The organism is Thioclava sp. F42-5, from assembly GCF_002213195.1.
Taxonomy (GTDB): domain Bacteria; phylum Pseudomonadota; class Alphaproteobacteria; order Rhodobacterales; family Rhodobacteraceae; genus Thioclava; species Thioclava nitratireducens.
Map to the genome: position 1 here is coordinate 1,027,507 of NZ_NBNZ01000001.1, position 15,097 is coordinate 1,042,603.

At 62.6% G+C, this 15,097-nt stretch carries 15 protein-coding genes; 3 read left to right on the top strand and 12 right to left on the bottom strand.

Features of this window, described 5'->3' with window-relative positions; genetic code table 11:
* Positions 1 to 11: 11 nt before the first annotated feature.
* From B6V74_RS04680 to B6V74_RS04725, 10 genes are all read right to left on the bottom strand, one after another.
* The gene (locus B6V74_RS04680) at positions 12 to 602 is read right to left on the bottom strand and encodes a carbon monoxide dehydrogenase subunit G (RefSeq protein ID WP_088722088.1); all 591 of its coding nucleotides are present in this window, start codon (positions 600 to 602) and stop codon (positions 12 to 14) included.
* Entirely contained in the window at positions 602 to 1,495 is an 894-nt protein-coding gene (locus tag B6V74_RS04685; protein ID WP_088722089.1) for an NAD(P)-dependent oxidoreductase, read from the bottom strand. Before B6V74_RS04685 ends, B6V74_RS04680 begins: the two co-directional genes overlap by 1 nt.
* Positions 1,492 to 3,870: a xanthine dehydrogenase family protein molybdopterin-binding subunit gene (locus B6V74_RS04690; protein WP_088722090.1), complete on the bottom strand. Its 2,379-nt coding sequence runs from the start codon at positions 3,868 to 3,870 to the stop codon at positions 1,492 to 1,494. The genes B6V74_RS04685 and B6V74_RS04690 overlap by 4 nt, the downstream gene beginning before the upstream one ends.
* On the bottom strand, positions 3,867 to 4,364 hold the full coding sequence (locus B6V74_RS04695; RefSeq protein ID WP_088722091.1) for a (2Fe-2S)-binding protein: 498 nt from the start codon (positions 4,362 to 4,364) through the stop codon (positions 3,867 to 3,869). Before B6V74_RS04695 ends, B6V74_RS04690 begins: the two co-directional genes overlap by 4 nt.
* The gene (locus B6V74_RS04700; protein WP_088722092.1) at positions 4,361 to 5,230 is read right to left on the bottom strand and encodes an FAD binding domain-containing protein; all 870 of its coding nucleotides are present in this window, start codon (positions 5,228 to 5,230) and stop codon (positions 4,361 to 4,363) included. The genes B6V74_RS04695 and B6V74_RS04700 overlap by 4 nt, the downstream gene beginning before the upstream one ends.
* A 4-nt stretch (positions 5,231 to 5,234) precedes the next feature.
* Positions 5,235 to 6,344, bottom strand: coding sequence for a sn-glycerol-3-phosphate ABC transporter ATP-binding protein UgpC (ugpC, locus tag B6V74_RS04705; RefSeq protein WP_075777135.1), 1,110 nt, complete (start codon positions 6,342 to 6,344; stop codon positions 5,235 to 5,237).
* Between the two features lie 13 nt (positions 6,345 to 6,357).
* On the bottom strand, positions 6,358 to 7,323 hold the full coding sequence (locus tag B6V74_RS04710) for a carbohydrate ABC transporter permease (RefSeq protein ID WP_206185174.1): 966 nt from the start codon (positions 7,321 to 7,323) through the stop codon (positions 6,358 to 6,360).
* Between the two features lies 1 nt (position 7,324).
* Positions 7,325 to 8,170, bottom strand: a complete 846-nt coding sequence (locus B6V74_RS04715) for a sugar ABC transporter permease (protein ID WP_206185175.1) — start codon at positions 8,168 to 8,170, stop codon at positions 7,325 to 7,327.
* 131 nt (positions 8,171 to 8,301) lie between these two features.
* Positions 8,302 to 9,633, bottom strand: coding sequence for an extracellular solute-binding protein (locus tag B6V74_RS04720; RefSeq protein WP_088722094.1), 1,332 nt, complete (start codon positions 9,631 to 9,633; stop codon positions 8,302 to 8,304).
* 240 nt (positions 9,634 to 9,873) lie between these two features.
* Positions 9,874 to 10,599: a TetR/AcrR family transcriptional regulator gene (locus B6V74_RS04725; protein ID WP_075777133.1), complete on the bottom strand. Its 726-nt coding sequence runs from the start codon at positions 10,597 to 10,599 to the stop codon at positions 9,874 to 9,876.
* Positions 10,600 to 10,777: 178 nt separating this feature from the next.
* Between B6V74_RS04725 and B6V74_RS04730 the strand changes: the two genes are divergently transcribed.
* Complete coding sequence (locus tag B6V74_RS04730) at positions 10,778 to 11,089, top strand: NIPSNAP family protein (protein ID WP_088722095.1); 312 nt, start codon at positions 10,778 to 10,780, stop codon at positions 11,087 to 11,089.
* 53 nt (positions 11,090 to 11,142) lie between these two features.
* Here B6V74_RS04730 and B6V74_RS04735 read toward each other — a convergent pair whose 3' ends face one another.
* Positions 11,143 to 11,478, bottom strand: coding sequence for a hypothetical protein (locus tag B6V74_RS04735; RefSeq protein WP_088722096.1), 336 nt, complete (start codon positions 11,476 to 11,478; stop codon positions 11,143 to 11,145).
* 474 nt (positions 11,479 to 11,952) lie between these two features.
* Here B6V74_RS04735 and B6V74_RS04740 point away from each other — a divergent pair, with 474 nt between their 5' ends.
* A complete protein-coding gene (locus tag B6V74_RS04740; RefSeq protein WP_240497048.1) occupies positions 11,953 to 13,854 on the top strand; it encodes an SLC13 family permease in 1,902 nt (633 codons plus the stop codon).
* A 330-nt stretch (positions 13,855 to 14,184) separates the two neighbouring features.
* Positions 14,185 to 14,613: a response regulator gene (locus tag B6V74_RS04745; protein ID WP_206185176.1), complete on the top strand. Its 429-nt coding sequence runs from the start codon at positions 14,185 to 14,187 to the stop codon at positions 14,611 to 14,613.
* A gap of 20 nt (positions 14,614 to 14,633) precedes the next feature.
* Here the strand turns inward: B6V74_RS04745 and B6V74_RS04750 are convergent, their stop codons facing one another.
* Complete coding sequence (locus B6V74_RS04750; protein WP_088719262.1) at positions 14,634 to 14,996, bottom strand: ATP-binding protein; 363 nt, start codon at positions 14,994 to 14,996, stop codon at positions 14,634 to 14,636.
* Between the last annotated feature and the right edge of the window lie 101 nt (positions 14,997 to 15,097).

A 15,097-nucleotide genomic window follows, 5' to 3' on the forward strand; every position in this document is an offset into this window, starting at 1 on the left:
CGCGCGTCCTTTCAACCAAAGAGCCAGCAGATCCCAAACCCGAGGCCAAGACCGACCAGAAGCCAAGCCACGCGGTCGATCAGCGGAATATGCCCCACCGCCGCAGTCGCCACCGCACCCGTCGGGGCGGCGCCTGCGCTATCCGAACTTACATCCTCCGCCTCGCCGGTCACGACCCGCGAGAAGGCATTGAAGAAATCCTCGGCATTCTTGCGCGCGACGCCCTGGATCAATCGCCCGCCGACCGCGGCCAGTTTGCCACCAACCTCGACATCGGCGACATAGGACAAACGCGTGCCCTCGCCTTCGGGCGCGAGCTTGATTTCCGCGCCGCCCTTGGCGAAGCCCGCAGGGCCACCCTGCCCGCGCCCGGCGATCCGGTATGAGACGGGCGGGACCAGATCGCTCAGCTCCACCTTGCCGCGAAAGCTGGCCGAGACCGGGCCCACCCGCGCCACGACCGTAGCGGTGAATTCGGCCTCACCCGTCTGCTCCATCGCCTCGCAGCCCGGGATCGCGCGGCGCAGCACCTCGGGATCGTTGAGCCCACGCCAGACGGTTTCGGGATCGGCCGGGATCAGGTGATCGCCTTCGAACCGCATCACCCGGCCTCCGCATGGATCGCGTTATAGGCGCGGTAGAGCGCCTGCGTGCCCTCTTCGCCGAAACCGTCATCCACCAGTTTGCCATACAGGCTGCGCGCCAGAGACAGGCCCGGCAGATCGAGGCCCAGTCTTTCGGCCTCGCTCAGCGCGATCGACATGTCCTTGACGAAATGATGGACGAAGAAGCCGGGCGCGAAATCCTCATCGACCATCTTCGGTCCGAGCCCGTTGAGCAGGAAGCTCGACGCGGCCCCGGTTCCGATGACCTTGAGAACCTGCATCGGTTCCAGACCGGCGGCGCGCGCATAGCTGATGCTTTCCGCGACCGCGAGCATGGTCGAGGCGATGGCGATCTGGTTGGCCATCTTGGTGTGCTGGCCAGCCCCCGCCTTACCCATCAGCGCGATATTTCCGCCCATCAACTCCAGCACCGGCAGAACCCGCTCGAACGCCCGCTGGTCGCCGCCCAGCATGATCGCGAGCTTGCCCGCTTTCGCGCCGACATCGCCGCCGGACACCGGTGCATCGAGCGCGGAGATATTGCGTGCAAGAGCCGCCTGCGCGATCTTCGCGGCCAGAGCCGGGCTCGAGGTGGTCATATCGATAAGCACCGAGCCCGGGCGCGCCTTGGCGATGATCCCACCCTCACCGAGGTAGACCTGTTCGACATCGGCGGGGTAGCCTACGATGGTGATCGTGATGTCGCTGACCTCGGCCACGGCGCCGGGGCTGTCGCACCATGTCGCCCCCTTCGCGACGAGGGCATCGCCCTTGGCGCGGGTGCGGTTGTAGATGTTGAGCGGATGCCCCGCGGCGAGGATATGCCCCGCCATGTGCTGGCCCATGATTCCGAGTCCGATGAAGCCGACGCTGAGTTTCTCTTCTGTCACGGCTGGGTCCTTTTCGTTGAGCTGGGCGCGGCGTCCCGCAGGAGCGCGCGAATGGATTGGGGGGTCAGCGGAAGACGCTCGATCGTCACGCCGCGCGGCGCGAGCGCGTCGCTCACGGCATTGGCGATCACGCCGATCGCACCCATCACGCCGCCTTCGGCCATGCCCTTGATCCCGGCGGGCGTGCGGCGGTTCGGCGTATGGTGATGCAGGATTTCGAACTCCGGCAGTTCGTTCGGGGAGGCCACGAGGTAATCGGCGAGCGTCGCGGAAAGGTTCTGCCCCGTGCCGTCATAAACGACCTGTTCCAGCAGCGCGCCGCTCAGCCCCATCGCGATCGCCCCTTGCTGCTGGCCGCGCACGACGATCGGGTTGAGGACGGTGCCGGCGTCCTCCGCGACGAGATAGCGGTCGATCGAAATCGCCCCGGTCTGCGGATCGACCTCGACCTCGCAGGCATGGGTCGAATTGGAATAGGTCATCGCGGGCGGGTCGTAGCTGTGCGAGAAGTCGAGCCCCGGCGCGATCCCCTCGGGCAGCGCCAGCGGGTCGAGATAGGCGCGTCGCGCGACATCCGGCAACGCAAGCCCCGTCTCCTGCCAGTCGTCGCCAATCATCCGTTCGATCTGGCCCGCCCGCATGCGCAGCCCGCCAGCATCGTTGAGATCGAGCATCGAAGCCGCAATCGCGAGCACCCGCTCGCGCGCCTTGAGAGCACAGAGATAGAGCGTTCCGCCCCCGGCCGTCGCGCCGCGTCCACCGCGGCTGCCCATCCCGTATGGCGCGATATCGGTATTGCCCATATGGACCGTGACATCTTCCGAGCGCACGCCGAGCCCTTCGGCAACCGCCTGCGAAAGCGGGCTCTCGTAACCCTGCCCCGTGCCCATCAGCCCGACGGAGGCGTTGACCGCCCCGCTCGGTTCGATCCGCACCCATGCCGATTCATGGCCCGATCCGGGGATGCCGGCGGCTTTGTAGAATTCCGATCCGTAAGTCGTGCTTTCGATAACCGTGCAAAGCCCGAGCCCAAGAAACCGCCCCTCGGCGAGCGCCTTCTCTTGCCGTTCGCGGAACGCGGCGACATCGATCGCTTCCACGGCGATCTCGAGCGTTTCCCGCGGGCTGACATCCTCGAGGATTTCGCCCGTGGGCATCTTGTAGGGCAGATCCTCGGGGCCGAGCGCGTTGATGCGGCGCAGCTCGACCGGGTCGAGTTCGAGTTCGCGGGCGATGGCGTCGATCGTGCCTTCCATCACCCAGCTCGTGATGGCCATGGGCGCGCGCATCGGGCCAGCACCGCATTTGTTCGTCAGTGCGACGCGGACCTCATAGGCGTAGTCCTGAATCCGGTAAGGCCCGGTCATGATAAGCGCGATGACGCGGGCCATGTAATTGGCCGGGTAGAAGCAGTAGCCGCCGAAATCCTCGTCGATCTCGAGCTCGAGACCGAGGATCCGTCCGGTTTCGCTGACCGAAGCGCGGGTGCGGCACTCGTATTCCCGCGCATGCGCGGCGGCCATCAGGTTCTCCATCCGGTCCTCGCGCCACCGAACCGGGCGTCGCAGGTGACGAGACAGAGCCGCGACCGTGAGTTCCTCGCGATAGAGCGCGATCTTCTGACCGAACGCGCCGCCCACATCGGGGCTCATCACCGTGACCTGGCTTTCCGACAGGCCCAGCCGCGCAGCAAGCTGGCTGCGCAACGGGTGCGGAACCTGATTGCCGATATGCATGTTCAGATGTGCGCGCCCTTCATCCCAATCGGCGACGCAGCCGCGCGTCTCCAGCGGAACATGGGTGTGGCGATGAAGCGCGAAACGGGCCTCGACCACACGATGCGCCTCGGCCCGGCGCGCGGCGGGATCGCCGACATTCAGGCTTTGATGCGAGACCAGATTGCTCGAAAGGCTGTCATCGACCAGCGCCGCGTCGGGAGCGAGAGCTTCCGCGATCGAGGTTACGGCCGGAAGCTGTTCATATTCGACTGTAACGCACTCGGCTGCATCCTCGGCGAGGTAGCGATCCGTCGCGACCACGCAGACCACCGGATCGCCGTGGAAACGGACCTTGTCGATCGGCAGCGTCGTCATTTCGGTTGGCTGCAACCCTTCGATCGGCGGCGCGAGACGCAGCCGCGTCGTCATCTGATCGAGATCGCGCCCGGTGAAGACACCCACGACCCCGGGCATCTCGGAGGCTTCTGCGCTGTCGATCCCCAGAATGCGCGCATGAGCGTGGGGCGAGCGCACGAAGCTCACATGGAGCGCGCCGGGAAAGGCGAGATCGTCGAGATAGCGCCCGCGACCGGAGACGAGGCGTCGATCCTCCTTGCGCGGCAGGGCGCGACCGATCTCTGTGAAATCACCGCTCATGCCGCCTCTCCACGCATCCGGGCCGCAGCCTTCAGCACGGCGGCGACGATATTCTGATAGCCCGTGCAGCGGCACAGATTGCCAGACAGGACGTCGCGCACCTCCTCTGCGGTCGGGTCCGGGTTCTCGCGCAAATAATGCTCGAAGGTCACCACGATGCCGGGCGTGCAGAAACCGCATTGCAGCCCGTGTTCCTCGTGCAGCGCCTGTTGAAGCGCCGAGAGGGCATCGGGCCGCCCCATGGCCTCGACCGTCGTGACCTCGTGGCCCTCCATCTGGGCGGCGAAAGTCAGGCAGGCACGGGCCGGGCGCCCGTCGATCAGGATCGTGCAGGCACCGCAGACGCCGTGCTCGCAGCCAACATGGGTGCCGGTCAGAGCAAGATCCTCGCGCAACACATCCGACAGGAGCTTGCGCGCAGGCACCCGAACTTCGTGAGTCTCGCCATTCACGCTCAGCGAAAGCGTCAGGGGGTTGTGTGTCGGAGCGGTCATGCACCCTTCTCCCGGTTCAACGCGGACTGGAACGCGCGAATGACGAGCGTTTCGGCAAGCTCCCGGCGATAAACCGCGGGCACCTGCTCGCTGTCTTCGGGCGCAATCGCCGCGGCACACGCGGCTGCGAGGTCGCGGATGGTGGTCTCGTCGGCAGGCCTACCCTGAGCGCGCGCCTCGATCTCGGGCAGGCGCAGCGGAACGGTATCGACGCCCCCAAGCCCGAGCCGCAAAGCAATGATCTTCCCCTCCGCGTCGCGCGCGAAACTGAGCGCGACGCTGACCAACGCGAAATCGCCGTGACGTCGGGAGAAGGCCTCGAAGGCCCACAGATCGCCGACGGGGAGCGGAAAGCGCAGCGCGGTGATCAGTTCGCCATCGCGCAGATCGACCGTCATGATCGATTGCAGGAAATCGGAAGCGGGAACTTCGCGCGCGCCTGCGGTTCCCGAAATCACCAGCGTCGCCCCCAGCGTCACCGCGATCAAAGGCAACTGGGCGGCGGGGTCCGCATGGGCGAGGCTGCCGCCGATCGTGCCGCGCTGGCGGATCGCATAATGCCCGATCGAGGCGGCAGCGGCACCGAGAAGCGGCAGGCTCCGCTGCACTTCCGGCGCATTGGCAAGCCGGTGATGGCGCGTCAGCGCACCGATTTCCAGCATGTTCTCCTTCACCCGGACGCGGTCCAGCTCGATCAGATCGTTGAGATCGACGAGATGGCTCGGACGCGCCAGTCGCATGTTCAGCATCGGCCCGAGGCTTTGTCCTCCGGCGATCGGTTTCGCTGCGGGTCCATGCGCGCGCAATAGCGCCAACGCCTCAGCGAGGTTCGCGGGCCGATGGTAGGTGAAAGGGGCCGGTTTCATCGCTTCAAACTGCGTTCCAGACCAGCGACTGACCGGTTTCGCGATCGAAGACATGCAGGCGATTGAGATCCACCGCGAGGGTGATGTCCTCGCCGAACGCATGGCGCAGATCCTTGCCGACGCGGAAGAACAGCTCCTCGCCGCCGAAATCCATACCCAGATACTGATCCGAGCCAACCGGAAGCACTGAAGTCACTGTGCCGCTGAGGGCATTGTATCCCGGCTCGGCGGTGCCTTCCGCGACATCCTCGGCCCGGATACCCAGCCGCACCGCGCGGCCCTCCTGCCCTTTCAGGCGCGCCGCCTGATCGACCGGCAACACAAGACGCAGCCCATCGCGGACGAAGGCCATCTCGCCATCCGGACCGGCCTCGAGCACGCCGTCGAAGTAGTTGATAGGCGGGCTGCCGAGGAACGACGCCACGAAAGTGTTCGCCGGGCGCTCGTAAATGTCGTCAGGCGTGCCGATCTGCTGCACGACCCCGTCATTCATCACCACGATACGATCCGCGAGCGTGAGCGCCTCGGCCTGATCGTGGGTCACGTAGACGAAGGTCGTCTCCATCGCGCGGTGAAGTTCCTTGATCTCCGCCCGCATCGAGATGCGCAGCGCCGCATCGAGGTTCGAGAGCGGTTCATCCATCAGGAAGACCGACGGATCACGGACCATCGCGCGGCCGAGTGCCACACGCTGGCGCTGGCCGCCCGAAAGCTGCGATGGACGCCGGTCGAGCAGGTGCGAAATCTCGAGCTTCTTCGCGGCGTCGCGAACGCGCTCGTCGATCTCTTCCTTGGACGCGTTGCGCATCTTCAGTCCGAAGCCGATATTGTCGTAGACGGTCTTGTGCGGGTAGAGCGCGTAGCTCTGGAACACCATCGCGACGTCGCGCTTGTGCGGGGGCACGTAGTTCACGACCTGCTCGTCGAAGATCAGATCGCCGTCCGAGACCTCCTCGAGCCCTGCAATCATGTTGAGGGTCGTGGATTTGCCGCAGCCCGACGGGCCGAGCAGGACGATGAACTCCCGATCCTCGATATCGAGGTTGAGATCGCGCACGGCATGGAAGCCGTTGGCGTATTTCTTGTTGACGTTGGTGAAGCGGATCCGGGCCAAGACTTTGTCCTTTCTAACCTTTGACAGCCCCGGCGGTCAGACCGGAAACGATGTAGCGTTCGAAGACGATGGCGACGATCACCGGCGGCACGACCGCCAGGACGCCAGCGGCGTTGAGGAAGGAGAAGCTCACCGTAAAATCGGAGGTGAACGAGGCCAGCAGGATCGGCAGGGTCTGCGACGCGGAGGTCTGCGTGAACATCAGCGCGAGCAGGAATTCGTTCCAGCTGGTAAGGAAGGTGAAGAGGACCACGGCGACGAGCGAGGGTAGCGAGAGCGGCAGGAACACCTTGATCAGCGCCTGGAGCCGCGAACAGCCATCGACCCGCGCGGCCTTGTCCAGCTCGTCCGGGAGGCCCTCGAAATACTGGATGAGGATGAAGACCGTGAAGGGCACCGTGATCGCGAGATAGGTGATCACCAGCGATCCAAGCGTATCGAGCATCCCGAGCTTCCGGATCACCAGGAAGAACGGCACGACCAGCGCGATATCGGGGATCACCCGCGTGATCAGGATGAAGTAGACCGACGCGTTGCGCCCCCAGAACCGGATCTTCGCGATGGCATAGGCGGCCGGGACCCCGACGAGCAGGTTCAGGATCACCACCAGGGTCGCGACGATCAGGCTGTTGGCCATTGACGGCAGAAGGTTCTCGGCGGTCGAAGGGATGAAATCGCCCGCGGCCGGATCGGTGCCCGAGCGCGTGTCGTAGGTGACGGGCTCATCGTTTCCGGCGGTGAAGATCGCGTCGAAATTGCGCAAGGTGGGCTCTTCGGGAATCCAGTGCGGCGGTATCGAAACGATCTCCGTCTCGGTCTGGAAGGCCGAGGAGACAAGCCAGGACACGGGCGCGAGCACGTAGGCCGCGACGACGATCGCGGAGGCAAAGATCACCAGGCGCTGGACGATGCGCCCGATTTTCTGGCGGCGGCGGTAGTCGATCGTGTCGACAGACGGGGTGATAGGCATATCGCTCATGTCAGATCTTGCGCCCCAGCGTTCGTATGAAGAGGTAGGAGAGTGCGAAAGTCGCGATTGCGAGGAGGTAGGACATCGCAGCACCGCTCCCGAAGGACAGGTTGCGGAAGGTCTCGACATAGATGTGCCAGGAGAGCACATGCGATGCGCTGCCGGGCCCGCCCTCGGTCAGGATGAAGAACAGGTCGAAATGGCGGATGGCCATCATCGTCTCGTAGATCATCACCAGCATGAAGCCAGGCTTCATCGCAGGCAGGGTGACATGCACGAAGCGCTGCCAGACCGTCGCCCCGTCGACGCGCGCTGCCGCATAGAGATCGGACGGGATCGACTTGAGCGAGACCAGCAAAAGGATCGTCGCGAGCGGCACTTCCTTCCACACGAAGGCATTGGCGATCAGGAACAGCGTTTTGTCCTGATCCCCCAGCCAGACCATGTATTTGTCGATGAAATCGAGCTGGTAGAGCAGGCCATTCAGCGCGCCATAGCTGGAATCGTAGATCCATTTCCACATCAGCGCATTCGCGACATAGGGGATCGCCCACGGCACCAGCAGGATCGTGGAGAGGACACGGCGACCGCGGAATTCCTGGTTCAGCAGCAGCGAGACAAGCAGCGCGATGAGGGCAATCGCGGTGACCGAAACGAGCGAGAAACTCACCGTGCGCCAGACCGCGCCCCAGAAAGCTTCGTCGCCCAAGAGATCGGTATAGTTCTTCAGCCCGACGAAGGGGGTCCGGTTCGGACGCGTCAGCTTCATGCTGAAGAAGCTGATGTAAAGCGAATAGGCGATCGGGAAGACCGCGACCGCGCCCAGCACGGCCATAACCGGAGCAAGAAACAGCATCGCGCTGCGCTCCTCGTATCCCACCCGCCATCTCGGGCGTGTCGCCCGTGTCATTGCATTCGCCACGTCATGCTCTCCCGTTGCCCTGCCCGCTCGTCGGCGGGCCTTTCAAAAAGGCCCGCCGCGCTTGTTCAGTAGCTGTCTTTCAGCTCGTTCCAGAGATCGGCGGATTTCTGGACCGCGCCGGCGGCGTCGACATTGCCGAGGATCGCCGATTGCCAGGCCGAACCATTGGTGTCGTTCCACTCGCCGAACCACGGGGTGACCGTGTCCTTCTTGCGTGCGAGCGCCTGCTGAGCCTGGATCATGTCGACATCGCCGTAGGAGTCGTAGGCCGCGCGGATCTCGGGATCCTCGAACAGCGGCTTGACGCCGAACCCGGCCCCGATATCGAGGAACAGGAGCTTCTGGAACGTGTAGGCGCCGTCCGCCTTGCCGCCGAACCATTCGATCAGCTTCGCTGCATTCTCGGCGCGGGCCTTGTCCTGCGCAGCCTGCGCCGACATGCCGTGGAAACGCATCCAACCGACCGTCGCGTGAGAGCCGTTGGCGCCCTGCGGCATCATCGCCTGCTTCACGTGGCCGGCGATCTGCGACTGTTCAGGGTCGTTGAGCATCCGCAGACGGTATTTCGCGACCATCGCGAAGGCGTGGTTGCCCGCCGCGAAGGATTTCAGGCCTGCCAACTCGCCGGTCTCGACACAGGCGGGCGAGACGATCTCGTGCTTGTTGACCGCATCGACGACCCAGCTCAGCGCCTCGACGGCCCCTTCTTTCGGGTCTTGCATCACGGCCATACCGTTGTCGTCGACTAGACGCCCGCCATGCGAATAGACCAGCGTCGAGATGAACTCGATCAGCCAGCTTTCCTGCGCCATTGCCAGCATCATCGGGTAGTCGGCAATGCCCTTCTCTTTCATCACGAGCGACTGCTCGACCAGTTCATCCCAACTCGACGGCGGGGCGTCGAACCCAGCTTCCTTGAGCTTCGCCTCGTCATAGAGAAACGCCATGTAGTCGGTGTAATAGGTCAGGCCATATTGGCGACCGCCGTAGGTCATCGAGTCGGTGCAGAAGTCCTCGGCCTCGGCATTGTATTTCATCAGGCTGTCAAACTCGTCGACCGGGGCGATCCAGCCGGCTTCGGCCCATTCGGGGAGCCAGGAATCCGAGACCCACATGGCGTCGAGAGGAGCACCGCCGACGAATTTCGCGACCATGCCCTCGCGGTATTGGGCCCAGGGCGAATTGCCGTAATTGACGGGAATCCCGGTTTCCTTGGTGAAGGCGCTGAGGTGGCTCTGCACGGTGTCTACTGCAGCCGACCACGTATGCATCGTCAGCGCGGCCGTTTCGGCTTTTGCCGGACGAACCAGACCCGGCGCGATGAGCGCGCCGGCGCCAGCTGCCGAGTAACGGAGGAAATCCCGGCGCCCGAGACGGCGCGTCTTATCCTTGAGCATCATTCGATTCCTTATGCGTGGCCGCCTCAGCCGAGCCCGATCAAAGCCCGATCCACAGCAAGCCGTCCCTGTTGGTCTTGTTTGTGAGGAATGACGCTATTGGCGATTTATTTATTCGTCAACTGACGACAAACGAAAAGTTGAAGATTTCCTTTCCGCAACGGAAATCGCACAAGTTTTCAGCACCCGCGGAGCCCTCCGCAGACGAAATTGCGACAAAAATGGAGCTGATTGCAGCGCTCAGCGGCCGCTGCACACCTCGACCATGTCCTCGAATCCCGCGAGGAACACACGAACATGCATCGAAACCACCTGATCTTCGGTGAGTGACAGGCTGCTTTGATAGATATGACGCCGAATCGCATAGTGAGAGATCGCACCATGCAGCGTCCACGCCATTTCGCGGAGCAATGCGGGATCTTCCGGCAGCTCCACGCCGCGCTCATGTGCCACCTCACGCATCACCGTCTCCAGCAACTGCATGACGATCGCTGCGATGTAGTCAGGCGCCATATTCGCCTCAGCCAGGGAGGCATAAAGGAACAATCGCAACCACTTGCGCGTCAAGGTGGACTGAAGATAGTCGCGATAGAACGCATCGAGGCGCTTGGAAACGGGCTGCGATCGATCCTGAAGCTCCACGAACCAGACGGCCTTGAAGGCGCCAAGAATCTCTCGGTTATAGACCTCTTTGAGCAGGTCTTCCTTGGTCGGAAAGAAGCGATAGAGAAGGCGCTGGGAGATACCGCATTTCTCCGCCAGCTGACGCGTTTGCCCCGCCAGCCCATTCTCGGCGAAGAATTCAGTAGCGACGTCCAGAATCTGAGCACGGCGCTCGTTGAACGGCATCCGCACAGTCCCCTGCGGCGAACCGGGCTTGCTTCCGGCGCCGTTCGTTTTGGACGAACCTTCAGTCATTTTCGGCTTGGTCTGCACGTTTTCCCCTTGGCACCCCTTGTTGTTCATTCTGGCGCCGGACGCAATGACTTGAGCCTCTTACATTAGCCCATTCCGCAGGAAGGCAAAGTCTGTTTTCGTCACTTGACGACTTATAAGTTGCGAAAGCCCAGGATTTGGTCGTAGCTTCGGCCCGTCAGGTCGCGCCAGCGCCTGCGATTTTCTGCCTTTCATGCCGGAGCCCAACATGATCTACGAACAACGCACCTATCGCATCACGCCCGGGAGAGCGCCCGAGTTCCTGAAGCTTTATGAGGCCGAGGGCCTGCACATCATCACCCAATACGCGAAGCTGGCTGGATGCTGGATTAGCGACAGCGGCGTGCTGAACGCTGTCACTTTCCTCTGGGCCTATGAAGATTACGGCCACCGCAGCGCACAGCGGGCCAAGCTGGGCGCGGACCCGGAATGGCAAGGTTTCGTACCCAAGATCCTCCCCTATCTCGTGCATCAGGAAAGCGTCTTCCTGCAGCCCGCAGCATTCTCGCCACTCGACTGAGACAGGCGTAGGCAGCGCGCACAGGCTTGGCCATCCACTGCGCCGCCTACGTTCTACCACGGATATTCGGCTGACACGTTCACGATACGCGTTTTCCCGACCATGATTTCCGTGGGGTGATGCGTATGCCCGAAATACCACTCGGCCGGCTGACATTGGCGAATGAAATCGGTGAGATCGCTCGCGTAGCACCAAGGGAGCGGAGCTCCTAGGGGGACCGCGGCTGGGTGCGGGGCACGATGAGTGACGACAACCGTCGCGCCATCGAAGGGCGCCGCCAGCTGCGCGCGCAGCCATTCGCTATGGTCGTGGTGTTGCGCAATCGTGTCGGCTGGACGTGCCTTGCGGTAGTTGCTTCGCGCGCCGCGGATGTCGCGATAGTCATTCATCACCCGATCGTTTTGGAAGATTTCTCCGCAACGCTGCCGGGTCCGCGCGCGAAATCACTCCACAGAGTGCCGCGTAGGTAGAGCTTATTTTCTACGGTGACCTCCCGCTTCTGAGCGAAATTTGCCCCAGCGTCGCGCGCGATCTGTTCGAGCAGGTCATCACGGTCAAGCGGCTACGGTGGCAAACATCGAGACTGGCCAGCGGCGTATCGACGTGATCGAACTGCGAAAAACGCTTAATCTAGCTGATGCGAAAAAACGGAAGTCGGTATCTTAGTTGGCATCCGCGGTGCGAACTGACACGTGCCATGAGTTGGCTTTAGAGGTTCATCAGAGCGGATGGACCGGGGACCAAGTCGTCTGGCGATCAGCGAAAAACAGAGCAAAGAACTCCGATCTTCGCTCTGGCAAGGTAAGATAAATGCGTGCGAAATTCCATCTGGTGCGTATCGAAGGCATGTGCTTCCTGCCATCATGGCAGCGGACCTCACGACCAAGGATCGCATGATGACAGCGCCACAAATCACCTTGTTTGCGATTCTGGCCGGAACCCTCTCGCTGTTTCTGTGGGGGAGGCTTCGCCACGACCTGGTTGCCTTGGCTTCGCTGATGGCCTGCGTCTTGACCGGGTTGGTTCCGGCCGATGCGGCGTTTGCAGGATTTGGTCATCCTGCCGTGATCACGGTGGCCTGCGTTCTGATACTAAGTCAGGGGTTACAAAATACCGGGGCGGTAGACTGGCTTGCGGGGGCAATTCTACCTTCCGAGGCAAAGCGTCTGACCAGCATGACGGCGCTCATAGCCCTTTCGGCTGTTCTTTCTGGCTTCATGAACAACGTCGGAGCGCTGGCGCTTCTCATGCCGGTCGCGATCCGGCTCGCCGGGCGGCTGGACCTGACACCCGGGCAGATGCTGATGCCCCTGGCCTTTGGCACGATTCTTGGCGGCATGACCACGCTGGTCGGCACACCGCCCAACCTGATCGTCTCGGGGTTTCGCGCCGAAGCCGGATTGGGGCAGTTCGGTATGTTCGACTATGCCCCCGTAGGTGTGGCGGTCGCCGTCGTCGGCGTGGCGTTCATCGCGCTTCTCGGATGGCGCATCGTGCCTGCGCGCAAACCGATGAGCACGGCAGGTTTCGACACCGGCAGCTATCTGACCGAGGTTCGGGTGCCCGAAAAAAGTAAGGCCGTGGGACTGACCCTGCGCAAGTTCGAACGCGGGATTGAAAAAAGCGGCGCGCAGATCATCGGGCTAATCCGCAACGACGTGCGGATGACCGCGCCACATGGCGGACGGCGCATACAGGCGGACGACGTTCTGATCCTGGAGGCCGAAGCTCAAGAGCTGGGCGAAGTATTGTCGGCCTTCGGCATCACGCTTGAAGAGGAGGAGAGCGGGTCGGCGCGAGCGGAAAGGAAAGCCGGAGAGACGACGTCACAGACCGAAAACGATGAAGCCGAGAGCAACACGTCCGCCGAGGACACCGCTGCAGCGACGAAGCCTTCGGACCGCGACGAGGATATCGTGTTGCGCGAATTCGCGGTGCTTCCGGGCTCTACGATCGTCGGGCAGTCCGCGACAGACCTGCGGCTGCGGACGCGCTACGGCCTCAATCTTCTGGCCGTCTCACGGGAAGGACGCCCCCCGCGGACGCGGCTGCGGACGCTGAAGCTGAAGCCCGGCGATCTGCTGATGATGCAGGGGCCCGCCGAGATCATGGCCGATTTCATGAACGAGACCGGCTGCGCGCCTCTGGGAGAGCGGGAATTGCATCTTCCCAACGCGCGAATGGCGATCATCGCCAGCGCGCTCTTGCTTGGTTCTATCGGCATTGCCACCTTCGGCCTGCTGCCGGCATCCGTGGCCTTTACGTTGGGGGTTCTGGGCTCGATGCTCCTGCGAACCGTGCCGCCCGGGCAGGTCTACAAAGCCATCGACTGGCCAGTCATCGTCCTGCTGGGATCGCTTATCCCGGTGGCCGGCGCGATGCAGACCACTGGCGCGGCAGATGTTCTGGCGCGTTTTCTGGTCGAGACGATCGCGCGCGGTAACGCCATCGCGGCTCTGGCGGCAATTCTGGTCACCACGATGTTCCTATCCGACTTGATGAACAATGCGGCCACGGCAGCGGTGCTGAGCCCAGTTGCCCTGGGCATCGCCGCTTCGCTCGACGTGAACCCCGACAGTTTCCTGATGGCGGTGGCGATCGGGGCATCTTGTGCTTTCCTCACGCCGATCGGGCATCAGAACAACACTCTCATCCTCGGGTCGGGCGGCTTTCGCTTCGGCGACTACTGGAAGCTTGGACTGCCGCTCGAGATGATCGTCGTGGCCGTAAGCTTGCCGCTGCTACTGATCGTCTGGCCACTTTAGACGCTCGCGAGGGCACGTGCTGACCAGCAGCCGTTTATTGGATACTAGAAAGCGAGCCCCTACTTCGCGGCAAGTCTTCAAAGCCATCCCCAATGGCCGCAGCCAAGTTCCAAGCCACACGGACCGGGCTCTGATCGCGGATCATCTCGCGGATTAGCGCCGATCTCGACACGACTGCCGCATTTGTTGCCGAGCGCCCCGTGACGTCCCATACCGACCCCGCCGTCTTGACCGTGACTGACGCGACACGCACCGAGAATAGATAAATATTAAATTCGCAAGGGAACCTCTCATGTGCGACAGCGTTAGCCAACGTATTCTGTATGCCAGATGCTCTTCCGCTATGGCGTGTTGTCCTTGTGTCTTGGCAAAGCGCACCCCTTCCTCAGGCACCAAGGTGAAGCGATGCGCAATGACGCAATCAAGGTGCTCGTCGTCGAGGACGAGGCCATCATAAGGATGGATCTCGTTCTCGGGCTCGAAGAACTGGGCTACGATGTGATCGAGGCGAACTCCGCTGATGCTGCACTCAACCTGCTAGAAGCACGGCATGAAATTGACCTGCTAATTACCGATATCGATATGCCAGGCAAAATGGACGGAGTGGGACTCGCGCATGAGGTGCGGCGCAGGTTTTCCGCGTGCCAGATCATCATCATGTCGGGGCATTCAGCGCCCGAAACATTAGACCTGCCCAAGCGCAGTGCTTTTGTGTCAAAACCGATCAGCCCCGGCGAACTCGCCGCGGCCGTCACCTGACGAAAGACTCTCAATATCCTCTATTGCGCCTGAGACGGCATCCGCAGTTTGAAGGTCGTGTCGGCTGAAGCGCTGGACTCGACGGTCAACTCTCCATCGTGGGCGCGCGCGATTTCGGCCGCGATGTAAAGACCGAGCCCCAATCCCTGCAGGCTGCTCTGCTTTCCGGGTCGCGAAAAGTGCTGGAACAGCGAAGCCCGAACCGCATCTGGGATCGGCGCGCCTCGGTTATTGACCGAGAGGAACAATTCGCCGCTTCTTTCAAAGCCCCGCACCTGGATCGGCTGGCTCCGGTCGCCATGCGTTACCGCATTACCCAACAGGTTCGACAGCAATTGCCCGGGCCGCTGCGGATCCGCGACGATCGGATTTGGCAGGTCGATATCGCTCTTGAGCGGAACGGTTGTTCGGCGCTGGTTGTCGAACCGTCTTCAATTTCACGATGGCCGCTCTGCTCGTCGGATCGCTCTATCCGATTCTCGGT